Origin of the sequence: Chryseobacterium lathyri, from assembly GCF_003290185.1 — a bacterium.
GTDB classification, from domain to species: Bacteria; Bacteroidota; Bacteroidia; order Flavobacteriales; family Weeksellaceae; genus Chryseobacterium; species Chryseobacterium lathyri.
This window is the reverse complement of the sequence record NZ_QNFY01000017.1, coordinates 14,866-38,343: the sequence shown is the minus strand read 5'-3', so window position 1 is coordinate 38,343 and position 23,478 is coordinate 14,866. Positions and strand designations below refer to the sequence as shown.

The 23,478-nt window shown below is 35.9% G+C and carries 19 protein-coding genes; 5 read left to right on the top strand and 14 right to left on the bottom strand.

Going from position 1 to position 23,478, the window contains the following annotated elements; translation table 11 throughout:
* Positions 1-255: 255 nt before the first annotated feature.
* The 3 genes from rpsA to DRF61_RS20015 form a co-directional block, all read right to left on the bottom strand.
* Positions 256-2,052 (bottom strand): 30S ribosomal protein S1, encoded by a 1,797-nt coding sequence (gene rpsA, locus DRF61_RS20025; RefSeq protein WP_111960397.1) that lies wholly within the window; start codon positions 2,050-2,052, stop codon positions 256-258.
* A gap of 160 nt (positions 2,053-2,212) precedes the next feature.
* Positions 2,213-4,765: a DEAD/DEAH box helicase family protein gene (locus tag DRF61_RS20020; RefSeq protein WP_111960395.1), complete on the bottom strand. Its 2,553-nt coding sequence runs from the start codon at positions 4,763-4,765 to the stop codon at positions 2,213-2,215.
* 3 nt (positions 4,766-4,768) lie between these two features.
* A complete protein-coding gene (locus tag DRF61_RS20015; protein ID WP_111960393.1) occupies positions 4,769-6,691 on the bottom strand; it encodes a DNA methyltransferase in 1,923 nt (640 codons plus the stop codon).
* A gap of 129 nt (positions 6,692-6,820) precedes the next feature.
* Between DRF61_RS20015 and DRF61_RS20010 the strand changes: the two genes are divergently transcribed.
* Entirely contained in the window at positions 6,821-8,128 is a 1,308-nt protein-coding gene (locus DRF61_RS20010) for a DEAD/DEAH box helicase (RefSeq protein ID WP_111960391.1), read from the top strand.
* A gap of 234 nt (positions 8,129-8,362) precedes the next feature.
* Here the strand turns inward: DRF61_RS20010 and DRF61_RS20005 are convergent, their stop codons facing one another.
* A complete protein-coding gene (locus tag DRF61_RS20005; RefSeq protein ID WP_111960389.1) occupies positions 8,363-9,256 on the bottom strand; it encodes an SMP-30/gluconolactonase/LRE family protein in 894 nt (297 codons plus the stop codon).
* A gap of 268 nt (positions 9,257-9,524) precedes the next feature.
* Between DRF61_RS20005 and ccoG the strand changes: the two genes are divergently transcribed.
* Complete coding sequence (gene ccoG / locus DRF61_RS20000) at positions 9,525-10,967, top strand: cytochrome c oxidase accessory protein CcoG (RefSeq protein ID WP_111960387.1); 1,443 nt, start codon at positions 9,525-9,527, stop codon at positions 10,965-10,967.
* 141 nt (positions 10,968-11,108) lie between these two features.
* On the opposite strand, the gene DRF61_RS19995 is transcribed toward ccoG, so the two are convergent.
* On the bottom strand, positions 11,109-11,990 hold the full coding sequence (locus DRF61_RS19995; RefSeq protein ID WP_111960385.1) for an AraC family transcriptional regulator: 882 nt from the start codon (positions 11,988-11,990) through the stop codon (positions 11,109-11,111).
* 197 nt (positions 11,991-12,187) lie between these two features.
* Between DRF61_RS19995 and DRF61_RS19990 the strand changes: the two genes are divergently transcribed.
* Positions 12,188-12,532: a MerR family transcriptional regulator gene (locus tag DRF61_RS19990; RefSeq protein ID WP_034704939.1), complete on the top strand. Its 345-nt coding sequence runs from the start codon at positions 12,188-12,190 to the stop codon at positions 12,530-12,532.
* 235 nt (positions 12,533-12,767) lie between these two features.
* Entirely contained in the window at positions 12,768-14,036 is a 1,269-nt protein-coding gene (locus DRF61_RS19985; RefSeq protein WP_111960383.1) for a helix-hairpin-helix domain-containing protein, read from the top strand.
* 81 nt (positions 14,037-14,117) lie between these two features.
* On the opposite strand, the gene DRF61_RS19980 is transcribed toward DRF61_RS19985, so the two are convergent.
* From DRF61_RS19980 to DRF61_RS19945, 8 genes are all read right to left on the bottom strand, one after another.
* Positions 14,118-15,338 carry a YncE family protein gene (locus DRF61_RS19980; RefSeq protein ID WP_111960381.1) on the bottom strand — a complete coding sequence of 407 codons (1,221 nt, stop codon included), beginning with the start codon at positions 15,336-15,338 and terminating at the stop codon, positions 14,118-14,120.
* Positions 15,339-15,579: 241 nt separating this feature from the next.
* Positions 15,580-16,302 (bottom strand): 23S rRNA pseudouridine(2604) synthase RluF, encoded by a 723-nt coding sequence (gene rluF, locus DRF61_RS19975; protein ID WP_111960379.1) that lies wholly within the window; start codon positions 16,300-16,302, stop codon positions 15,580-15,582.
* A complete protein-coding gene (locus tag DRF61_RS19970; RefSeq protein ID WP_111960377.1) occupies positions 16,302-16,880 on the bottom strand; it encodes a hypothetical protein in 579 nt (192 codons plus the stop codon). Before DRF61_RS19970 ends, rluF begins: the two co-directional genes overlap by 1 nt.
* Positions 16,877-17,575 carry a tRNA pseudouridine(55) synthase TruB gene (truB, locus tag DRF61_RS19965; protein ID WP_111960375.1) on the bottom strand — a complete coding sequence of 233 codons (699 nt, stop codon included), beginning with the start codon at positions 17,573-17,575 and terminating at the stop codon, positions 16,877-16,879. Before truB ends, DRF61_RS19970 begins: the two co-directional genes overlap by 4 nt.
* Complete coding sequence (locus DRF61_RS19960) at positions 17,575-18,024, bottom strand: hypothetical protein (RefSeq protein WP_111960373.1); 450 nt, start codon at positions 18,022-18,024, stop codon at positions 17,575-17,577. Before DRF61_RS19960 ends, truB begins: the two co-directional genes overlap by 1 nt.
* Before the next feature lie 4 nt (positions 18,025-18,028).
* Positions 18,029-18,847, bottom strand: a complete 819-nt coding sequence (locus tag DRF61_RS19955; RefSeq protein ID WP_111960371.1) for an undecaprenyl-diphosphate phosphatase — start codon at positions 18,845-18,847, stop codon at positions 18,029-18,031.
* Positions 18,848-18,948: 101 nt separating this feature from the next.
* Complete coding sequence (locus tag DRF61_RS19950) at positions 18,949-19,245, bottom strand: DUF3098 domain-containing protein (RefSeq protein WP_111960369.1); 297 nt, start codon at positions 19,243-19,245, stop codon at positions 18,949-18,951.
* A 2-nt stretch (positions 19,246-19,247) separates the two neighbouring features.
* The gene (locus DRF61_RS19945; protein WP_111960367.1) at positions 19,248-20,147 is read right to left on the bottom strand and encodes a cell division protein FtsX; all 900 of its coding nucleotides are present in this window, start codon (positions 20,145-20,147) and stop codon (positions 19,248-19,250) included.
* A 91-nt stretch (positions 20,148-20,238) separates the two neighbouring features.
* On the opposite strand from DRF61_RS19945, the gene rsmA reads away from it, so the two are divergent.
* Positions 20,239-21,009 (top strand): 16S rRNA (adenine(1518)-N(6)/adenine(1519)-N(6))-dimethyltransferase RsmA, encoded by a 771-nt coding sequence (gene rsmA, locus DRF61_RS19940; RefSeq protein WP_111960365.1) that lies wholly within the window; start codon positions 20,239-20,241, stop codon positions 21,007-21,009.
* Positions 21,010-21,082: 73 nt separating this feature from the next.
* Here rsmA and DRF61_RS19935 read toward each other — a convergent pair whose 3' ends face one another.
* Positions 21,083-23,461 (bottom strand): choice-of-anchor L domain-containing protein, encoded by a 2,379-nt coding sequence (locus DRF61_RS19935; RefSeq protein ID WP_111960363.1) that lies wholly within the window; start codon positions 23,459-23,461, stop codon positions 21,083-21,085.
* Between the last annotated feature and the right edge of the window lie 17 nt (positions 23,462-23,478).

Sequence of the window (23,478 nt, the reverse complement as noted above, 5' to 3'; positions counted from 1 at the left end):
TTACAAATAATTCACAATTAACATGTTTTTATATAAAATATTTTTAAAAAATATATTATTAATTTTAAATAAACATTTTCATCAAAATTTTATCATTCTCATAATTAAGCTATACCAACCCTTCTTATAAAACTCTCTGTAGAAAAATATTAACAGGTTACTTTTCCTGTCTTGATTACAGGAATCAATCCGAACTGAAATTATAACAAAAAAAACCGCTCAAATGAGCGGCTATATGATCAATGGAGTTAAAGATTATTTACCTTCTTCCATTTTTCTTTTCAATTCTGCTAATGCATCGATATCTCCAAGAGTTGATCTTTCTTCATTGTTTGAAGAAGATGTATTATTAGATCTATTGTTAGAAGACTCTCTTACGTTTTTCTTCTCTTCGTCTCTAAAGATACCAGTATGAGATACTACTACTCTTTTGAACTCTTTGTTGAATTCGATTACTTTGAACTGAGCATCTTCACCTTTCTTGATTTTAGATCCATCTTCTTTCTCTAATAATCTTGATGGGCAGAAAGCTTCTACTTCTACGTCTTCAAACTGTACAGAAGCTCCTTTATCGTGAACTTCTACAGCTTTACCAGCGTGGATAGTACCTTCAGCATATTTAGTTTCGAATTTATCCCAAGGGTTTTCTTGAAGTTGTTTGTGACCTAGAGATAATCTTCTAGCTTGGATATCAAGTTCTAGAACTACTACATCTAATTTATCACCAACTGCACAGAATTCAGATGGGTGCTTGATTTTCTTAGTCCAAGAAAGATCAGAGATGTAGATCAATCCGTCGATACCTTCTTCTAATTCTACGAATACACCAAAGTTAGTGAAGTTTCTTACAGTTCCTACATGCTGAGATCCTACCGGATACTTAGCTTCGATATTTTCCCATGGATCTTTAGATAACTGCTTGATACCAAGAGAAATTTTTCTTTCTTCTCTGTCTAATGTTAATACTTCAGCTTCTACTTCATCACCTACCTTCACGAAGTCTCCTGCAGATCTTAAGTGAGTAGACCAAGACATTTCAGAAACGTGGATTAATCCTTCTACCCCTGGAGCGATCTCTACGAATGCACCATAGTCAGCAAGAACTACTACTTTTCCTTTTACTCTGTCACCAACTTTCATGTCAGCAGAAAGAGCATCCCAAGGATGAGCTTCTAATTGCTTCATACCTAACTGGATTCTTGTTTTCTCGTCATCGAAATCAAGGATAACAACTTTTACAGTCTGTCCGTCCTCAAGGATTTCAGATGGGTGGTTCACTCTAGACCAAGAAAGGTCTGTAATGTGGATCAATCCATCAACACCTCCTAAGTCGATGAATACACCGTAAGAAGTAATATTCTTAACAGTACCTTCAAGAACCTGACCTTTTTCAAGCTGAGCGATGATTTCTTTTTTCTGACCTTCGATATCTGCTTCGATCAATGCTTTGTGAGATACAACTACGTTTTTGAACTCAGGGTTGATTTTCACAACTTTGAACTCCATAGTTTTACCTACGAACTGATCGTAATCTTTAATTGGCTTAACATCAATTTGAGAACCTGGTAAGAATGCTTCGATTCCGTGAACGTCAACGATCATACCTCCTTTAGTTCTAGACTTAACAAAACCGTTAACGATTTCTCCAGTTTCGTGAAGTTCGTTTACTCTATCCCAAGCTTTAAGCGTTCTGGCTTTTCTGTGAGATAATTGTAGTTGTCCGGTTTTGTCTTCTCTTCTATCTACCATTACTTCAACATCATCACCTACTTTAAGGCCTGGGTTGTAACGGAATTCGTTAAGAGAAATAACACCTTCTGATTTAAAGTCGATGTCAACGATAGCTTCTTTATCAGTTAATCTTACAACTTTACCAGTGATAACGTCGTTATCATTTAAACTGCTAAGAGATCCGTTGTAGATTTCTTCTAAATCACTTTTTTCTTTTCTTGCATCAGCATCAAGACCTGATTCGAAAGAATCCCAATCAAATTGTTCTGGTGCTACGTTTTGGTTTAATAAAACCTCTGCTGAATTTGTCTCTTTTGACATTTTCTAATAAAATTTGTATTCCTTCTTTTTTAGTGGTCTGAATAAATGTGGATCTAAAAAATACGGAAGTAATTAATTTTTAATAATTTACCTTTCAAACCTTTCACACAAAAAGTGGGTGCAAAGATATGAATTTTATTTTAAATTCAAGTGTGTAATTTTAAATTTCGAAGGTACTTTCTAAAGCTCTTTTAAATTCATTTTCATTTCCATAATTATAGAATGGCACAGCTGTAATTTTGTATGTATCTGTATAGATTTTAATAGATTTTTTTTCATTCCCAATTACTTTCAGAAAATCCTCTTTCCATTTGTCGTAGCCTATCAAGTGAGCTCCTTTTGGTTCAATAAATACCTGAAAAGTTAGCTGTTTATTGCTCCTCTCACTGCAGAACAGTAAAAAATCTGGTTCAAATGCACGGCCGTATTTGTCAAAAATTTTAATTTCTCTTTCATTTCGGATCAGATGAATATTCTCAAATTTCTGGCTGAGTCCTTCAAAACGTCTGGAAAACAATTCTACAAAATTCTTTTCTTCAATGGTTCCGTAATTGGCATTGTACGCATACCAGGATTCATTTGAAACTAATTCTTCCTGCCCTTTTGCTCTTTCATTACCTTTAGTCACCCTGATTTCCTTATCTCTGAAAACCTGATGAATGGGTTGTGGGTAATATTCTGAACCTTCATAATCCGTAGCATTCTTTTTAATCTCTGTTTCTATATTTTGTAAAAGTCCATTCAACGCCTGAAGATAATCAAAATGTGAAATTTCCTGAAGACGGTTATAACTGCCTAAAAAAGTTATTTCCAGATCGCCCAGATACTCTTTCTCTTCAATGAAATCCGAAAGTGACGAAATATTGGGGAAGTAATGCGAGAGATTATTAAAGTAATAGAACGGATTTTGGCTTAATGCATATCTGATAACGTGCTTCTGAATATCTATAAGTTTTACATCTTTAGACTTCATCACCTCATCAGAAGTAACGGGACTTTCCAATTCAAAAAACACATTTGAAACCCTTCCACCTCCCGAAGAAAGCTGATGACGGTAATTGGTCTTTCTAATATTGAAGTCAGTGAAAGAATTTACCTTATTAAAGTTTTTCGGTAATTTTTTATTGGAGAAAACATATCCTTTTTTATATAAGTCAGATTTTTTGAATATTGGTTTCAGTTTTAACTGTTTGGTTTCAAGGTTTGCTTCATCTTCATAAATTCCTGTTTCTACCAACGCTTTTTTCAATTCCGAAATATAACGGCTGTCTTCTTTAGTGTGATAATATAATTCTTCTAAAATTTTCAAATCGTTGGTAATATCATCATCATATTTCCGAATAAATTTATCCTCTCCAACTTCCAGTGCAAAAGGATAATATCTTGCTCCACGACCGATCAGCTGTGCTTCCGACAGGGTGGTTTTACCCGGATTTCCGTCCTTTCCGTCACGGTCTTCATATAATCTTACGATATCAAATAAATTGAGAACATCCCAACCTTCATTCAATTTTTGAACAGCAAATACCGCACGAATCGGGTTGTTTTCATCTTCTAAGGTATTGAGTAAAATCTGATTTTTCTCTGCTTCCGAATCATTATTGGCACTCAGACAATTTTCTTTGCGGAAATTGGCATGAATCCGTTTCGAAATTTCATTCAATGAGATATTTTGGGCTTCAAAAAACTGAAAAGCTTTTTGAACAACCGAAACCGTAGAGGTTTTTTTAATTTTCTCCACCATTGTTTCAGATAAATCTTCAATCAGTTTGTGAAAATTTTCTTTGTTTTGTTCGGATTCTCTAATGGTTTTCTTTGCTTTAAAAAGAATAACAGGTTTTAAATTAATATGATGAATCGTTGCCAATTCCTGACGATACAAATTAAGAATCAAAGCCTGAATTATACGCTCTTTCTCGTCATACAATGAACGTACAAGATTGATTTCTTTAGAAAATTTATCTGTTCTGAACTGCGAAAGGTCATATTTATAAATGACTTTATCCTTATATTTATTGATAATTTCCCGGCTGTCATAATCCAGAGTTGCAGTAAATTCCAGAAGGATATTGTCAAAATTCTGATGAAGGATTTTCAAAACTGTTTCCTCCCAGCTTCCGAAGAGGTTTCCGTTTTTTGTACCACTACTTAAATGATGGGCTTCATCAGCAATCATCACTACTTTTTTATCTGTAAAATCTTCGTAGGTAATACTGTTTTCCTTGCTATTGTTCAAATCAATATGCATCTGCTGAATAGTCGTAAATTTGATATTGATATTCTCATCATCGGCTTCATCAAAGTTATCAATCTGCTTCAGTAAGATTTCTTTTCCGCTGATGACAATTTTATTGCCAAACAAATATTTAGAAGTTTGAGGATTAAGAAAATTGTCTCTGGTTTTCTGGATGATATTATTACTGTTTACAAAAAACAGGAAATTCCGGTATCCTTTTTCATACAAATGAAGCATTAAACCCGCCATTACCAAAGTTTTACCACTTCCTGTGGCCATATTGTACAGGAGATGAAGCGGTTTATGCGGTTTTCCAGCAAAATTTTCTGAGTGACAGAGAATAAAACGCTGAAATGCTTCCTGCTGATAAGCTCTTTGGCTAAATTTCAAATTATCTGAAATTTGTGTTGGAATTGGAACCTGAGAAATGGCTCTTTTTCCGAATTCCTGTAAAAGTGTATCGTATAAAAATGCCATTTGTTATTTTTTTATTTGGTAAAAATCTTTTGTTACTTTCTTTTCTTCCGGAGTACACTCAAAATTTTCGTCGTTAAGTGAAGACAGATTTACATACAGTTGATTTTTGTTGAGCAATTCACAAAGAAGCTGTTTTTGTTCATTCAGATGTAAAGCTTTAAAATCTTCGAAATGTTCTTCCTGTTTTTTGAGATCAACATTGTAATTAAGAAAAGATTTGGTTTTCATTTCTTCCCAAATTTGCAGAAGACTTTCAGAATTTTCTGCTTCTTCTATTTTTTCGATGAAAGTTTGGTTGTATTTTTTGAGCTCAAGGTAAATGAATGAACCGCCGTCTTGCCAGTTGATGGACTTGGAAATGCCGCCTTGTTCACCATCGATTACTTTTTTTAAACGTTCAACAGCAACGGTTTCTATATAATCCATCTGTTCAATACCTATGTATTGACGATTCATTTTATGAGCTGTTGATGCTGTCGTGCCACTTCCGAGATGATAATCTAAAACAATATCATTTTCTTCTGTTACAGCTTTAATTAAAAAACTAATTAGAGATTCAGGTTTTGGATAGGAATTAAAATTTAAGCCGAGAGAATCAATATGCTTCTTTGAATCTTCATTTGTTTCAATGCCAATTGCTTTAGATAAATATATATTATCTATAAATTTATCCGGTGCGAGATTCGAAGAATATTTCCTTTGATATCTTATAGAAAATTTATCAGACTTAACAATGAAGTAAGTCCCATTTTCTACCTCAACATCTAAAAATGATTGTTGCCATTTAAAACGTCCTTTAATTTGAATTGCATTTTCATTTTTACCATTTTTTATGACCAAATCATTAACCAACTCAATCTTATCATAATTTCCTTTTTCATATACATTATCTGGAATTTTAAATTCAATCATATTAGGTTTGAATTTTAAAATGGTAACTGGGTTACCACTATTTAATAATGGTGCATCGTCATTATTACTTTTTCGTCCAACATAACTTTTTGTATCTAAAAATTTTTCATAACAATGAATAAATTCTATATTTTTTCTCGATTTTTTTGACAGAGCTGGAGCATTATCTGTATTTTTCCAAATAAATGTTTCTACAAAATTTTGTTTCTTAAAAACTTCATCTAAAAGAATCTTTAAGGTAGCCTGCTCATTATCATCACATTGAACAAATATTTTCCCATCTTTAGAAAGTAGATCTTTACTAATTTCTAATCGATTTTTCATAAAAGTGAGCCACGAACTCTCATTAAAATTATCATTATATTGAAAACTATCATTTCCCGTATTATAAGGTGGATCAATATAAATCATCTTCACTTTTCCGGCAAATTCTTTATTTAGAGAATGCAATGCCAGAAGATTATTTCCTTTGATAATAAGGTTGTCGGTAATTGTTCCGTTTTCATTGCGATTGAATTGATCAAAATCTTTTTCACCCTCTTGATCAAACTTTTTAGCATTTGTTAGAACTTTTGGATCAAGTAATTGGGTTATTTCGTCCTGCGCTAAAGTTTCATTAAAGAAAATTTCGTCTCTTTTATCCTCTTCACGGCTTTGTCCACCTTCCAAAACACAGTCTTTGAACGGCCAGACCAAAGCTACTTCGTTACGTTGCTTCAGATATTTGCCATCAACTGACAAACCAATTTTATTCTTAAACTGAGTGTAACTATCGTTGAGATAGTTTTTCTGTTCAAGAAACTGTATGAAAAGATTTTGATTGAATATCAAAACATCTTTTATTTTGATGAAAAATTTTTCTTTCAAATCTGAATCACCCAATAATAATTCAATGAGTTCTTCATCAAAATTTTGTGCTTTGTTTAGCACTACCCATTTTTTGACTTCATCATTATCGGAGACATAATTCGGTTCTTTTTTAAGCTGAGATTCTAGGGTTTGGTATAGTTTCATTTTGTTGATTATTATTTTTAATTACCTCAAATGTATAATCTCTACCTGCTACACCATTACGGGAATCCATAATCTAAATAAACAGTAAATGGAATTTTCATAAAAAACAAAATCAATTACCTTTGCAAAATGGAATTAGACTCAATTTATCAAAAGCTGCAGATTCAGGATATGAATCAGATGCAGAAATCTACCTATAAAACCACGGAAAACAATACGGATGTTGTTTTGCTCTCTCCCACAGGCTCAGGAAAAACACTTGCTTTTTTATTTCCGGTCCTTAGAAATCTTAAAAAAGATATTTCAGGAATTCAGGCATTGATTTTAGTTCCGGCAAGAGAACTGGCATTGCAGATTGAACAGGTTTTCAAATCGATGGGAACAGATTTTAAGGTTTCGGTTTGTTATGGCGGTCATGATAAAAAGATTGAAGTCAATAATTTAATTGAAGCTCCCGCAGTTCTCATCGGAACTCCGGGAAGAATCACTTATCATTTAAGAAACAACAATTTTGATCCCAAAACGATCAAAACTTTGGTTCTGGATGAGTTTGATAAAGCTTTGGAATTAGGCTTTCATGAAGATATGGAATATATTTCCAGTTCACTTAAGGGCCTTTCACAAAGAATTCTAACCTCAGCAACAGCAATGGATGAAATTCCAACGTTTACAGGGTTAAAAAATGAAAAGATCATTGATTTTCTAAAATTAAGCGAAGTAAAACCGGATATCCAGCTGCGAAAAGTAATGACTATTTCTGAAGAAAAACTGGATACCCTTTTTAATTTAATATGCAAGATCGGAAACAAAAGAACACTGATTTTCTGCAATCACCGTGAAGCTGTAGACCGTATTTCTGAACTTTTAAGGGAAAAAGGAATTGACAGAGAAACGTTCCATGGCGGTATGGAGCAGGATGAAAGAGAACGTGCCCTTTTGAAATTCAGGAATGATTCAGCAAGAATTTTAATCACTACAGACCTAGCCTCCCGTGGTCTTGATGTTCCTGAAGTGGAATCTATTGTTCATTACCAGCTTCCTCCGAAAGAAGATGCTTTCATCCACCGAAACGGCCGTACGGCAAGAATGAATGCCAAAGGTTTTGCTTACCTGATCATGACTGAAGATGAAAATTTCCCGTTCATTAAAAGCAATACACCGGAAGAGAGTGTAACCGGTTTTAATAAAGTTCCGGAAAAAACTCCTTTCCAGACCATTTATATCAGTGCCGGCAAAAAAGACAAAGTGAATAAAGTGGATATTGTAGGATATCTTATTAAAAAAGGGGAACTCCAGAAAGAAGATATCGGCATCATTGAAGTGAAAGACACGACTTCTTATGTAGCAGTTGCCAGAAATAAAGTGAGCTTTGTTCTAAAGAAATTAAGCAACGAAAAACTGAAAGGCAAGAAAGTCAAAATGGAGGTTGCTTATTAATTTGAACCATTAAGTCAGTATTAAGCTTTTAAGAATATTAAGAGAAGTCCGTTGTGGGCTTCTCTTATTTTTTTAGACTGTCATTTTGAACCGAATGTGAAGCAATCTCAAAAAAGATTACAAAAATTTAAGAATTATTATTGTATTGAATCTTTCTTTAAAAGCTCCTATTAATCGCACAGATTAATACATATGATTAGAGATTGCTTCGTCGCTACGCTTCTCGCAATGACATTATTTCACTCCCTTTACTTTAGTTGGAAGCTTGTAGACAGATTTTGAGGCCGTAATGAAGAGGACATCATTGTTCTCTCCTCCAAAAGTTACATTAGACGTCCAGTCTTCCTCGATAGGAATATGATAAAGCTTTTTCCCGTGACGACTGAAAATATGGACCCCTTTTCCTGTTAAATAAAGGTTTCCGTGTTTATCCAGCGTCATACCGTCTGAGCCCATTTCACAAAAGAGCTTTTTTTCAGATAGTTTTCCTTCGCCCAGAATATCATAAACGTAGGTTTTCCCCGCATCAATATCTGAAACATAAAGCTTATTAAACATTTCACTTCCTACAATTCCGTTGGGCTGCACAAAAGTATCAAGTTTAACTATTTTTCCTTCTTTGGATCTGTAATAAAGGCTCTTATGAGGAATTTCCTGTTTAAAATCGACCCAGTAATCTCTTTCATATAAAGGATCTGTAAAATACATTCCTCCGGCTGAATCATTCCAGATATCATTAGGTCCATTCAGCCTTCTTCCCTGAAAACCTTTCAGGACCACCTCTACTTTTTTATCTTTTGAAATTTTCCAGATTTCACCCTGATCATCGGAACAGGTGATGAGGTTTCCGTCTTTATCGAAGTGAGTGCCGTTTGCTCTCCCTGTTTTTCCTAAAAACTCTATGATCTTATTTGTTTTCCAGTCCCAGTAATAGATTTTATCGTTAGGCTGGTCAGTGAAATAAACATTCCCATGTTGATCCGAAGACGGTCCTTCTGTAAAACTGAACTGATCCGAAATCTTCTCCGGCTGCACACCTTCATAAAACATTTTGTTATAATTTACTGATTGACAGTTTACCAATGCGAAAACCAAACCAATTACACTTATGTAACCTATCTTTTTCATTCTTCATTTATTTAAAGACTGCAAGTTACAATATCAGTCATAACATCCCAATACATTTACTCATTTTGATATAATAAAATTTGAAATAAAAATGTCTCAATTGTCCTATTTTTGAAGCAGATGGTATTAGTTAAAAAATAGTTTTATCCGGACCTTTGCTACGGTAAGATCAACACTATTTTTATCCTCTTAAAAACTGACTGAAAAACAGTTTGATCCAGCCTCAAAATATCACCTTAATACTTTTTAACTTAACAAAAGTACCGCAATGAGTGCAGAATCAAGCAGCGACAAATTTGTAGAATTTGAAAATGAGACGTTTAGAAATTCGGTAGGAACCATGGATGAAACGGGGAAAAGAAAATGGGTATTTCCCCGGAAACCAAAAGGAAAGTATACCAATTACAGAAATTATGCAAGTTATCTCATGCTGGCTATATTTTTCGGACTGCCATTTGTAAAAATCAACGGCAATCCTTTTCTCCTGATCAATGTGATCGACAGGAGGTTTTTTATCCTTGGACAACCTTTTTATCTGCAGGATTTCTTTATTCTTGCATTGGGAGCGGTAACCTCCGTGATCTTCGTAATGCTTTTTACGGTCGTTTTCGGACGAATATTCTGTGGATGGCTATGCCCGCAGACACTTTTCATGGAAATGGTATTCCGAAAGATTGAATACCTGATAGAAGGTGACAGAAATAAGCAGATGAAGCTGGACAGACAGGAATGGAATGCTGAAAAGATCAGAAAAAGAGTACTGAAATGGTCCGTTTTTGCACTGATCTCACTGATCATTGCTCATTTCATGTTCATGTACATTGTAGGATACGAACAAGTATTCCGGATCATGAAGGAAGGACCTGAGGCTCATTCCGTAAAATTCCTTGTGATGATATTTTTCACGATGACATTTTACTTTGTTTTCGCCTGGCTCCGTGAGCAGGTTTGTACTTTGGTATGCCCATACGGAAGGCTTCAGGGCGTATTAATCGATAAGCAGACCATTAATGTGTACTATGATTTCAAAAGAGGTGAAAACCGTTCGAAATGGAGAAACAATGAAGACCGTAAAGCCACAGGAAAAGGAGACTGCATCGACTGCCATCAGTGTGTTGTGGTATGTCCTACAGGTATCGACATCAGAAACGGCCAGCAGCTGGAATGTGTAAACTGTACAGCCTGCATCGATGCCTGTGATGAGGTAATGGATAAGGTAGGACTTCCAAAAGGACTGATCCGCTATGCTACGGAAGCAGAAATTGAAAACCGGGAAACATTCAGGTTTACATCAAGAATGAAGGCAACCACGATATTTCTGGCCCTGTTGATCGGATTTCTGGGATTCTTAATGTATGACCGCGGATCTATGGAAGCTAAATTCATCAAACCGGCTGGTTCCACATTCTTTATTAAAGACGGCAAGATCACGAATACTTTTATTTATACCCTTTTAAATAAATCCAATGAGAAGAAGACTCTTACGATTAAAGTAATGACTCCTGCTCATGCAGAGATCACTTATTTCGGTTCTGAAAAGATCATTCTGAAAGGTGACGAAATCCTGAAAGGAAATATCAATATTACCTTTCCCGAAGAAGATATTAAGTTTTCCAAACAGAATATGGTGATCGGTGTTTTTGATGAAAAAGGAGAAATGTTGGATTCTTTTGAGACGACGTTTGAAGGACCGTTTAAACTTTTGTTGTAAAGGAGAGAAACCAAGAGACAAGAATAAAGATTAGATTTCAGACATAAGATTTCACACTGGAGAGCATGTGAAGCTAATATAAAGGCATTTATTAACTTCCAGCTTCGGCCTTCCATCTCCCTTTTTTTAAATTTAAAATTTTTAAACCTTGTATTTTCTCATAAACTGAGTAGGAGTCATTCCGGAACTTTTCCGGAATACTCTTACAAAGTAGGAATATTCTTCATAACCAAGCCTGAAAGCAATTTCCACAAGGCTTTCATCAAGGTACATCAGCATCCTTTTAGCTTCCAGTACTACTCTTTCAGTGATAACATCGGTTGCTGTTTTCTGAACAACGGTCTGTGCAATCCGGTTCAGGTGCTTTGGACTAATTCCCAATAACGAAGCATAATGAGATATAGATTTCTGAGTTGTAAAATACTGCTCGATCAGGTTTTCAAAATCCTGATAATGTTTAAAATAAGAAAGGCTCGCGGAAGAAGAAAGGCTGTCAATTTCTTTTGAAAACAGCCTGGCTGAATTAATGAAAATATGAGACATTAATGAAAGGATCAACCCTTCTTTCATAAGATTCTGGGACTGGTGCTCTCTTCCCAGCTCCTGAAATAGAATCTTGTTTTTTATCAGCTCATCAGCATCCAGCTGCAGCTTCCTGGGAAAAGATACGGAACCAAAAAACGGAAAGTTTCTTAATTTCTGATTCACATAATGCATTTCGTAAAATTCCTGAGAACAAAAGAAAATATACCCGTCAATATCTTCTGAAAGCTCCCAACTGTGGATCTGCCCGGGAGAAAGAAAAAAAAGGCTTCCCTCAGAGACATCATATTTTTGAAAATCGATCTCATGAACTCCTTGTCCCCGGGTAAAAAGAACAGCAGCATAGAAATCATGCCGGTGTGGTTTTTCAATATGCCGGTGCCCTACTACCAGGTGTTCTTTCATGGTATTAACGTAAAAATCGGACGTATTTCTGCCGGACTGGAAAAGGTCAATATGGAGAACGGAGATAGAATTCATTACAGATAATATGCGGAGCGTAGTTATTGTATAAAAGTACTGCAAAAAGAGAAAAAATACAAGCTTCATAAACAGGCAGGCTTTCATCAATTATTTATCCGGAAATTTTTAATATGATCCGGAAGACAGGAATAGAACCTGTATAATTTGCATACGAGGTTAAAAAATTTTTATCTTTGGCTTTTAGGATTCGTAAAATGAAAATAAATTTACCTGACAAACTGTATTATTCCATTGGAGAAGTGGCAAAAGCTTTTGATGTAAATACTTCATTAATACGTTATTGGGAGCAGGAATTCCCTATTATCAAGCCTAAAAAGAACAAGAAAGGCAACCGCTATTTTACTCCTGAAGACATCAAGAACCTGCAGATGATCTACCATCTGGTAAAGGAAAAAGGCTATACACTGGATGGAGCAAGGATTGCTCTGACGACCAACAGTAAAATTTCTGAAACAGTAACCATCATTGACCGTCTTGAATTTATAAAAGCTGAGCTTCAGAAACTGAAGGCTTCTCTGGCGGACAGAGATTCCGAATAATTTTATTTTTTTTTAGAATTCCTATTTTGGAGCAGATTCTGTTCCGGTTTTGTGATTTCGTTGTCATTCTTTCCACGACAATGTAACCTATTGATTTTAAGTAGCCTTAAAATATTTTAACGTACAATATAATTCAATTTATTTTATTAAGTGATTGTATTGAATTTACTTGATAAAACGATCGTTTCTGCTTTTCATCATTGCTTCGGCTTGTTTTTATTGATAAGTTTACTTTATGATGAGAAAAAACTATTACCAGAAACTGGCATTCATGGGAATGCTGCTGATCGTCCTGCTGGCTTTTCAGAAGTATACCAGCCGGGAAAAAGAAGATTTTCCTGAGGTAAAATTTATTACGGAAAGTTCTGCCGCTCTCAGCCTGTCTGATTTTGACCCCAATGATCTGGATGCAAAACAATGGATGCATTTAGGATTTTCTGAAAAACAGGCTTCTACGATCCTTAACTACAAAAAAATTGTAGGAGGAGAATTTACATCAAAAGACCAGCTCAAAAAATGCTATGCAATTTCTGAAGAAAAATTCACGGAGCTGAAGTCCTTCATTCTGCTTCCTGAAAATGGCAAAGACCACTTTGAAAAGTTTAAAACTAATGACAAAAAAGAAATTTCCGTTTCTAAAAAATTCAATCCGGATGGTCTTTCTGCTTCGGAATGGATGAAAATGGGTTTCAGTGAAAAACAGGCTGAAGCTATCTTAAAATACAGGAATTACCTGGGCGGAAGTTTCGTAAGCAAGGAAAAATTCAAAGAATGTTTTATCATCTCTTCAGAAAATTACAGCAAACTTGAGCCCTATATACTGCTTCCGATAAAAACCCCAGACAATTTTAGAAAGTCCGGTAATCAGTACGCCATAAAATCTACTATTCAGTATCATTCATTTGATCCTAATACTTTAGATCTGGATGGGTGGAAAGGTTTAGGATTCTCTGAAAAACAGGCGAATACAATTATCAATTACCGGGAAAGAAATCTCAGAGGAACCTTCAAATCACTTGAAGATATAAAGAAATGTTTTGTTATTTCTCCGGAAAAGTTCCAGGAACTAAGTCCTTATATTAAACTCAATACAAATACAACCCTTCAAAAACAGGAAACTGATTTTTCAAAAATTGATTTAAATAGGATCACATTCAAGCAGTTGCTGGAATTTGGTTTGGATGAAAAAAGTGCCGGATCCATGATCGGCTTTAGAAAAAAACTGAGAGGTTTTGTCAATAAGCAACAAATTTTAGACACCTATAATATTGATAAAAATTTGGTTCAAAAATTAATTTCTATTGCTCCGCTAGATGTTTCAAATGTTCCTAAATATACTCTAACAGAAGCCCCTGAAGAATGGCTGAAAGATCATCCCTACTTCAAATATTCTGCTGATAAGATCATATTCTACCGGACTACCTACACGGATGACAAGAAAATTCTGAAGCTCTTAAAATTAAAGCCTGAGTATGAAGAAAGAATGAAATTATATTTAAAATAACTGAAAACTATATAATAAAAACTACCCAAAACAATTTCTGCTATTTTGGGTAGTTTCTGATCTGGCGTATTATTTTAAGTTTTAGTGATGCATGTAGCTGCTGGGACCATTGGTTCCTTCAATTGATTCAGGTAGTATTCCATATTTGGTTCGTAAATCGACGGTACCTAATGTTTTCCCTGTCTCAATTTCAATGACACTGATGGTGCCGGAATTTAAGTTAGGAATGTTCAACAGGTTATTTTGTACTGCTACAACTTCTTTTCCTTTTTTGGTTTTAAAGAAAACCATGTGATGTGCTCCTTTATCCGCGGTAAGAGTTTTTAAAAGCTTTAGTTGAGGAAGATTACTTATATCAAAGACCAAAACTTTTCCGGGATCTGCAAAACTTACATAAAGCTTGCTGTTATCATCGATGTACATTTCGAGTGCCCAGCCTAATCCTTGTGTGCTTCCGTCAAATATTTTACTAAAAGCATCATATTTTTTGGTTGCAGCATTGTATGGAGCAATCCAGATATCGCCACCTAGCATTGTTGTTGCAAGGGCGTATTGTGGAAATTTCCCCCGTAGCAACAGAACCTCGACAGGACTGGACATATCCGTTTGTGAGTCTGCTACCAGATAGGTCTCTTTTAATTCATAGGTATTCAGATCTAATAAAGTACAGGTGTTTCCCATTCCAGTAGTAAGATCCGGGTGAATGGTTGAGGTGACCATCATTATTCCTTTTTCCTCATTAACAGAAATACCATGCGGATACATAATAAATTGATTGGGATTGGTTTGAATCGGTGCTTTAATAGTTTTGATAAGCTGGTTGTTATTTGCGTTAAAAACACCTATACTGCCATCTTTTGGCCCTCCTGCGCCTCCCATGAAAGTCATAAAATATCTTCCATCATTGGTAAAAAACAAATTTTCGCCTACTGTATTCTCACCTGTATCAATAGGTATTGCATTAACTAATTTTGGCTGTCCGTTTTTGTCTTTTTCCGTTTTTATCTGGTAGAGATAACTCCCTCCTAAAGCAGTGGTAAATAATTTGTTTGCACTCTGATTATAATAAAGATGATGAGGCAAGACCCCAATGCCTAATTCAAGTTGGCTGCTAATATGTCCAAAATTTGGGGCTTCAGGATCAAGCTCAATGACAGCTATTCCATCTGGTAATCCTTTCAAGCTTCTATAGTCAATGTAAAAAGAAGAATCGTGTGGAAGATCCTGATTATGGTTATCATTCTGACAATTAGAAAATGTTATTAAAATAATAAGAGAAAGTAGATTAAATTTAAATTTCATGGTTTTTAGTTTTAATAGTTATTATTATAAATATAATATATTTTCACTAACAAACTAAAAATATTACACCAATGTGTGAATATTATGAAAAAACAACATCCAAAGTACCTTTTCTATTGTATTTCTTCAGATAGATTAATTGGAGACAGAAATTCTGATTTCCCTTACCAGAAAACAGGAATAAAAAAAGTAAGCAGGAGAAATATCCCCTGCTTACCGTCATATTATTTATGATATAATCTTAATCGACTGTTTTGACAGAATCAGAAAGGAGGTTGTTAAGTGAACTCAGTTCCTCTTCTGTAAGGTCACGCCATTTTCCAACGGGAAGATCCAGCTTGATGTTCATAATACGGATACGTTTCAGTTTTTTCACTTCATAGCCGAGGTATTCGCACATTCTTCGGATTTGTCTGTTCAGTCCCTGAGTAAGAATGATACGGAACGTCATATCGTCGATTCTTTCAACTTCACATTTTTTAGTGACGGTATCCAGGATCGGAACACCATTCCTCATTTTATCAAGGAATTTGGGTGACATTGGTTTGTCAAGACGAACAATATATTCTTTTTCGTGGTTATTTCTTGCCCTTAGAATTTTGTTTACGATATCGCCGTCACTGGTCAAAAGAATCAGACCTTCACTAGGCTTATCCAATCTTCCGATCGGGAAAATTCTTTTCGGATGATTGATATAGTCAACGATATTGTTTTTTTCACGTTTGGTATCTGTAGTGCATACAATCCCCACAGGCTTATTAAAAGCGATGTAGATGGGCTTATCCTGCGGTTCACGGATCGGTTTTCCATCTACTTCTACAAGATCTTCATCAGAAACTTTGGTTCCCATTTCCGGGACCTTTCCGTTAATTGTTATCCTTCCTTCTTCCAAAAGTTTATCAGCGGCTCTTCTTGAACAATAGCCAACTTCTGATAAATATTTATTGATGCGCGTTTTTTCCATTAATCTTCTCCGTAACCTGTATAATTTTTATTGCTGAAAATAGTAATTCCGTAACTTAATCCAATGAAAAAGCCATTAGACTTACCATTCAGCTGATGCCCTTCAAAAGTAATTCCACCTTCTTGGCTCAGCCTTTTTGAGTAGGAAACCATGATTCCCAATCTTGCTCCCCAAAATTCGGAATCAGAAATCGCCGAATGATTAAGCTGCTTTCCATAATTTAAATCAATATAAAAAGGACGGTCACCCGGACTGAATATGATCTTCGGCTGGATCATCCAGTAGACCAGATGGTAATTGTCTTCTATAAAACTGTATTTAAATCCTGTTCCGAGTGCAAAGTTAGGAAGAAAATTGTAACCGCCTATTGCTGATATTCCATATGTTATTTTACCAATCCTTTTTGGTTCAATATACTGCGAATCCGTAAACTGATTATCTCTGTTTTGAAGATTATAGCCGATATTGAGTGATGGGTTAAAGTAAAAATCCATTTTGGCTTTTTTAGTCTCCGTTTCCTGCGAGAAGTAAGTAACGGAAAATAACAGCCCTAAAAGCAAGAGGAAATTTTTGATCATAAGCTTTCGAATTTATATTCATTCTCTAAGAAATCAGGTGTTGCATTTTCAATCGTATAATCTCCGATCTTGGTGCGTCTAAGCTGTGTAAGATAAGCTCCCACTCCCAACTCCTGTCCAATATCATGAGCCAGACTTCTGATATAGGTGCCTTTTGAACATCCTACCGTAAAGCTGACCAAAGGAAATTCAATGTTAATATCTTTAATGTGGAAGATTGTCGTTTTCCTGGATTTCATTTCAACTTCTTCTCCTGCTCTGGCTAAATTATAAGCTCTCTGTCCATCAATTTTTATAGCTGAGTATACCGGAGGTTTCTGCTCTATTTCCCCAACGAATTTTTCAAGAGTTTCTTTGACTTGCTGTTCTGTAACGTGGGCAATATCCTGATGAAGGATCTCTGGTTTTTCCGTATCATAGGATTCTGTCTGTACTCCTATTTTGATTTCCGTCCAGTATTCTTTGGGAGCATCCTGAATTTCGGGAATTTTCTTTGTAAATTTTCCGCAGCAGACAATAAGCAGACCGGTTGCTCTCGGATCTAAGGTTCCTGCGTGGCCTATTTTAAATTTCTTGGGAAGATTAAATTCTCTTTTGAGCTTATACTTCATCTTATTAACCGCCTGGAAAGAGGTCCAATCCAAAGGTTTATCCAATAAGAATACATATCCTGCTTGCAGTTCTTCAGCTGTCATTATTCTAAAATTTCGGTGATACTTACTAAGCTTGGCAACTTATTGACCTTCTGCTTGCAGTCAGGTCCGTTTTCTACATTGACAAAGCATTTTTTATCACCAATGAAGTAGTATATATTCTGAAAAGGGTACACTGAATTATTCGGAGCAATGTTCACTGTGTAATTTTCAGGTAAATTAAATTTATAGCTGGTTTTGCTAACAGATGTAATTTTTTGGCGGTAACATTTTCCTTCTTTGGAATATTCCATAAAAGGTTTGTGGTCCAGTTTTTCGTCCGGGACAAGCTCCTTACAGATCAGTAGATCTTCAGCAAGATTTTTTTCTTTCAGCTCAACGAAAAATTCTACTCTTTCTCCTGTATTATTTTTTACAAACAGCGTATGTGCCGGAGCACAGGACACGATCAGGCCGGAAAAAGCCAATATTTTAAAAATATTACTTTTCATAGGCTTATTTAAAGAAATAGAAATAGATCAACAAAGCAATTCCTACAAAGATACGGTACCAACCCCAAGGTTTGAAACCATATTTGTTCAGTACTCCGATGAATGCTTTAATGGCAATCAACGCTACAATAAATGCTACAATATTTCCTACTATGAAGATCATAATGTGATCCTGAGATGCCATAATCATTTCATATCCTTTCTGAGGGTTCCCAGTTTCTTTCCCCCATGTTTTCAGGAAAACAGAATATACCGTTACTGCCAGCATTGTCGGAACGGCCAAGAAGAAAGAAAATTCTGCAGCAGCCTTTCTGGTCAGCCCCTGTGACATTCCTCCAATAATAGAAGCTGCACTGCGGCTGGTTCCAGGCATCATCGCAAGGCACTGCCAGAAGCCTATTGTGATTGCTTTTCTTATGGTAATCCCTTTTTCATCATCAATTGTAGGGTTCTTGAACCATTTGTCTGCGAAAAGCAGAACTATACCTCCCAATACAAGTACTGAAGAAATGGCGATCTGGTTTCCAAGGACGGATTCAATTTTATCATCAAATAAATACCCCAGAACCAATGCCGGAACAACTGCAAAAGCAAGCTTATAATAAAACTGGAGATTTTTCAGATCAAAGAATTTTTTCCAGTAAGCCACTACAACGGATAAAATAGCACCGAACTGAATAGACACCTGAAACATTTTCAGAAACTCATCCTCTTGCAGACCCAAAAGGTTCGCTGCAAATCCCATGTGTGCCGTAGAAGAAATAGGAAGATACTCTGTAAGCCCTTCAATAATAGCAATAATGATTGCTTTAATTAAATCCATATTTTGGTGTATATAAAAATTTAAAGATTAAAAGATTCTGAAATTTAGAACGAGTTCTAAACCACTTAACCTTTTAATCTCTAAATAAAGAATGTATTAATTTATTTTCTTTTTAAAATAGCATAAACTTCTATTCCAAAGCCTATCACTATAAACAGTGGTGCAATTCTGATCCTTCGGATGGAAAAAATACCGTCATTCCATGAGTTAGGATCAAATTTACCATCTACTGTATTAGCATCCGGCCCCATCATCAGCAGGAAGCCTACTATGATAAAAGCCAGTCCTATCAGCATCCACTTAAAGTTCTGCTGTCCGAAGTAAAAGGTATTTTCCTGTGGTACTTCGGTTTCTTTGCCAAACTCTGAAGCGGCAAATTTATTTGTTTTTTTGCTCATTATTAAGAGTAATATAGATCGTCAACGTTTGATTTTAAGAATCTCCATGTAGCGAAAATGGTACTTAAAACAGAAATAAAAATTCCTACTCCAAGCACTAAAACAATCAGCCAGAAATACTGGTTGTTATCCTGTACGAAAGCCGAACCAATCTGACTTGTAAAATAATACCAAACTCCTCCCAGTGCCAGAAGTCCAATCACTGATCCGATAGCCCCTAAAATAATGGCTTCGATGATAAACGGCTTAAGGATGAATCTTCTTTTTGCTCCAACGAGCTGCATGGTTTTAATGATAAATCTTTTGGAGAATATTTTAAGTCTGATCGAGTTGTTGATCAGTACTACTGCCAAGACAAGAAACAGAATAGAGAATCCCAGGATCCACTTAAGGATTCTGCTTAGATTATTGTAAACATCCACCATCAAAGTGCTGTCATTCTTAACATCTACAATACCCGGAACAGCTTTGATCACTTTAATTGCCCCGTCAATTTTTGCAGGATCTACGTATTCTGGCTTTAATGCAACTTCGATGGATGAAGGGAAAATATTTTCCTCAAAAAGTGCATCGCTGTCTATCCCCATTGTTTTTTTGGCTTCTTGAGCCGCCATGTCCCGTGAGATATACGTTGCTTTTTTTACAGGAGCTAAGGTCTGTACCTTTTTAAAAGTTTCTTCCTCCAGTTTTGCAATCTTTACAGAATCTTTCGCATCGTAGTTTTCATCAAAATAAGCATTTACTACCAGCTGCTCTTTAATATAATCAGAATACTTTTGGGCATTAATTAAAATAAGCCCCATTAATCCTAATAAAAATAACACTAATGCGATACTTATTACGACTGTAATATTGCTTGACCGAAGCCTTTTCTTATTAAACTCATCTACAGATTTAGCCATTAATATTAAAATTTTTGGCTAAATTAGAAAAAATCTTCCGAAATTTGGGGAGAAATAAAGAAAATCATTGTTAATAAAATCATAAAAAACTTTGAGTGTAAAAGCAAAAAAACATCTTGGACAGCACTTTCTGACAGATGAAAATATCGCGAGAAAAATCGTGGAGGGTCTTAGTTTTGAAGACTATAAAAATGTCATGGAAGTAGGTCCCGGAATGGGCGTCCTTACCAAATATCTGTTTGAAAAAGAACAGACTATCTATCTGGCAGAGATAGACACCGAATCTATTGAATACCTGAAAAAGAACTATTCAAAGATTACAGAAAATACTTTTGTAGGAGATTTCCTGAAACAGGACTTCCATTTTATCAATGGAGAGCAGCTTGCCATTATTGGTAATTTTCCTTATAATATCTCTTCGCAGATCCTTTTTAAGATTGTTGATTATTATCAGCAGATTCCTGAAATGGTAGGAATGTTCCAGAAAGAAGTTGCGGAAAGAACAGCTGCAGTACCCAGAACTAAAGATTACGGTATTCTTTCTGTTCTGATCCAGGCCTATTATGATGTTTCTTATCTGTTTACCGTTCATGAAAATGTGTTCAATCCACCTCCGAAAGTAAAATCAGGAGTCATCCGACTGACCAGAAATCCAAAAGAAGGTCTGGCCGGAAACGAGGTTCTTTTTAAGCAGATTGTAAAAGCAGGGTTTAACCAGAGAAGAAAAAAGCTTTCAAACTCCTTGAAAATATTGAATATTCCTGAAGCTTTAAAGACCCACGAATTTTTGGACAAGAGGGCGGAAGAGCTCAGCGTTCTGGATTTTATAGGCTTTGCCAATCTCTGGAAACAAAATCAATAAGTAGTCTATTTCAAAAAAATAAAAAGCCTTTCAAGTTCACTTGAAAGGCTTTTCTATGCATGATTTCTGTATTTTATTCTCGATTCTTAAGCATGATCCATCCGGACCAGTTCATCTGAATTTTTGACTTAGGATATTCGAAATTAAATTTATACCAGTAAGTTGCTGTAGAAAGTTTTTTTCCACCCACTGTTCCATCCCATACAGGTTTTTCTTTAGAGAATCTAAACATTTCCACTCCATATCTGTCAAAAACAGATCCTGTGAAATTTTTGAATCCAACCAATGCTGTAAGGTCCAGAATATCATTTACACCATCATCATTAGGTGTAATGATATTATTGATCTGCAGCGTATAGAAATCAAAGGTTCCCACACAATGAGTTCCTACTCTTCTCACCAATACGGTATAATTTGTATTGTCCAAAAGGTTGGTGAAAATATTTGACTCCTGCCACGTGATTCCATTGTCGATAGAATATTCTAAAGTACTTGGGGTATTATTCATCATGGGATTTTCCGCAATAATCATCACGGTTTTTTTAGCACTTTCATAATTCACTGCTGTCACGAAAGGAGTGGCTGCACCACCTACTTTCGCGGTGAAGATCTTTTTACAGAAGCCGTTATCCACTTCTACCGTATAAACACCCCAGCTGTCTGCAGTAATAGTTTGTGTTGTAGCTCCGGTACTCCATAAGTATTTATAATTAGGTCCAGCACCTGCATCTAAAGTAACACGATCACCCAGACACATTTCCACATCTTTTAAAGGTGAAGTGATCTCTGGGGTAACCTCTACGGTTATGGTAGCAGGATTTAAAGAACGACAGCCTTTTGTCCCCACTGCATACACAGAAAATGTTGTAGTCTGATACAAAGTTACAGTTTGTGTATTGCCTGTACCCGGAAAATTAACCCATTGATAGGTAACACCTCCCTCAGCCGTAAGAGTTACCGCTTCTCCCGGACATATTTTAATTCTGGAAGATTTTATCCCTGCCTTAGGTGTAGTTTCTTTTAGTAGCTTTAATTCTATCATCTTGCTGCAGAAACCTCCGTTTGAAACTACAACATACAGAATCTGCCCATCTGTACCGTTATAATTTAAAATATTCTGAATATAGTTATTATTCTGAGCCACAGCATCAGCCTGATTTACATAGAATCTGAATACAGCTCCCTGTGTCGGGCTTATTGACGGCATAGCATTCGTCAGGTCAAAAGTGGTAATATCCGGCGTAGAACACAGTAAAAGTGTTGCATCCTGGGCCTGCGGAGTGGTTCCCCCGTGAATTTCTATGGTTGCTTTACCCGGACAAGGATTTCCGGGAACACTTACTTCGATAGTATAAGTTCCTGGCTGTACAGCCGTAATCGTATTAGTAGTGGCACCAGCTACCGGAGCTCCGTTGAGGTACCATTGGTATAATAAGTTAGGGTCACTTACTGATGCTGTAATTATCTGCGGTTCATTATCGCAGACATTGATTTCTGAAGGTAATGTAGCACCGCTGGGATCAAGAAGTTCTACACCGATATTAAATGATCCTCCTTCCAGAAATACAGCAGAATCCCAGCCATGATCTTCAAAGCTTCCCGGTGCATAATCAGCAACAACCATTTTAAAGTGATATTCCTGCCCTGCCATTACAGTCGCAGTTGCAGTAAGAGGAATTGTTCTTCCTTCAAAATTGGTTTCAACATTGCCTGTATTATATCCTGCAAAATACTGTTCATTAACTGCAGCACAACCGCCACCGCCAGGAATTAACGGGTGGATATTCGTAATACTTACAGGACCGGCACCGTTTGGAAGCACCGCCATATTCTGATAAGGTCCTCCAGATGTCGGTCTAAGCAAAATAGCAAAAGCATCTGCATACTGACATGGGAATGAGCCGGAGTATTCCTCCGAAGCCAAAATATAATTAAATTTGATCTGTGATGTTGTAGGGGTAAAGTCAAATTCCAAAAGAACACCATCCGTCAGCGTTCCGGTAGATCCAATAGCCTGTGCAAGATCTGAATCTGTACCACCACCATTATTATCACTCAGGTTTCCTTCAGGTCCGTTTCCTGCTCTTCTTGCTTTTCCTGTAGAAAGTACAATCCCGTCTTTGAAAGGAAAATTGGTAGTTCCTTTATGAAAATATCCCCATGATCTGTCTGCATCGCTCACAGCATGGTTAGGTGTAATTTTCACATTGGATACTGCAGGCGTTACACAAGTATTTGTTCCTGAAGAGATAAGGACATCTTTCACCAGCTGCGTAATAGAATAGCTGGATTCCGCATACCCCGGAGTATTCACATCAATAAAATTGCCCGCTTTTTGAGTAACTGATCCTGCAGGCTTATCTTTAGGAGGTTTTCGGGGGCCTGTTGTTTGTGAAAATAAAAATGTCGAAACGACTAAGAAAAATAAAATGAATAGTAGATTTCTTCGCATAATACTTTTGTTTCAAC

Coding starts and splice junctions, on each gene's coding strand:
- rpsA (WP_111960397.1), bottom strand. CDS start 2,052: ATGTCAAAAGAGACAAATTCAGCAGAGGTTTTATTAAACCAAAACGTA.
- DRF61_RS20020 (WP_111960395.1), bottom strand. CDS start 4,765: ATGGCATTTTTATACGATACACTTTTACAGGAATTCGGAAAAAGAGCC.
- DRF61_RS20015 (WP_111960393.1), bottom strand. CDS start 6,691: ATGAAACTATACCAAACCCTAGAATCTCAGCTTAAAAAAGAACCGAAT.
- DRF61_RS20010 (WP_111960391.1), top strand. CDS start 6,821: ATGGAATTAGACTCAATTTATCAAAAGCTGCAGATTCAGGATATGAAT.
- DRF61_RS20005 (WP_111960389.1), bottom strand. CDS start 9,256: ATGAAAAAGATAGGTTACATAAGTGTAATTGGTTTGGTTTTCGCATTG.
- ccoG (WP_111960387.1), top strand. CDS start 9,525: ATGAGTGCAGAATCAAGCAGCGACAAATTTGTAGAATTTGAAAATGAG.
- DRF61_RS19995 (WP_111960385.1), bottom strand. CDS start 11,990: ATGAATTCTATCTCCGTTCTCCATATTGACCTTTTCCAGTCCGGCAGA.
- DRF61_RS19990 (WP_034704939.1), top strand. CDS start 12,188: ATGAAAATAAATTTACCTGACAAACTGTATTATTCCATTGGAGAAGTG.
- DRF61_RS19985 (WP_111960383.1), top strand. CDS start 12,768: ATGATGAGAAAAAACTATTACCAGAAACTGGCATTCATGGGAATGCTG.
- DRF61_RS19980 (WP_111960381.1), bottom strand. CDS start 15,338: ATGAAATTTAAATTTAATCTACTTTCTCTTATTATTTTAATAACATTT.
- rluF (WP_111960379.1), bottom strand. CDS start 16,302: ATGGAAAAAACGCGCATCAATAAATATTTATCAGAAGTTGGCTATTGT.
- DRF61_RS19970 (WP_111960377.1), bottom strand. CDS start 16,880: ATGATCAAAAATTTCCTCTTGCTTTTAGGGCTGTTATTTTCCGTTACT.
- truB (WP_111960375.1), bottom strand. CDS start 17,575: ATGACAGCTGAAGAACTGCAAGCAGGATATGTATTCTTATTGGATAAA.
- DRF61_RS19960 (WP_111960373.1), bottom strand. CDS start 18,024: ATGAAAAGTAATATTTTTAAAATATTGGCTTTTTCCGGCCTGATCGTG.
- DRF61_RS19955 (WP_111960371.1), bottom strand. CDS start 18,847: ATGGATTTAATTAAAGCAATCATTATTGCTATTATTGAAGGGCTTACA.
- DRF61_RS19950 (WP_111960369.1), bottom strand. CDS start 19,245: ATGAGCAAAAAAACAAATAAATTTGCCGCTTCAGAGTTTGGCAAAGAA.
- DRF61_RS19945 (WP_111960367.1), bottom strand. CDS start 20,147: ATGGCTAAATCTGTAGATGAGTTTAATAAGAAAAGGCTTCGGTCAAGC.
- DRF61_RS19935 (WP_111960363.1), bottom strand. CDS start 23,461: ATGCGAAGAAATCTACTATTCATTTTATTTTTCTTAGTCGTTTCGACA.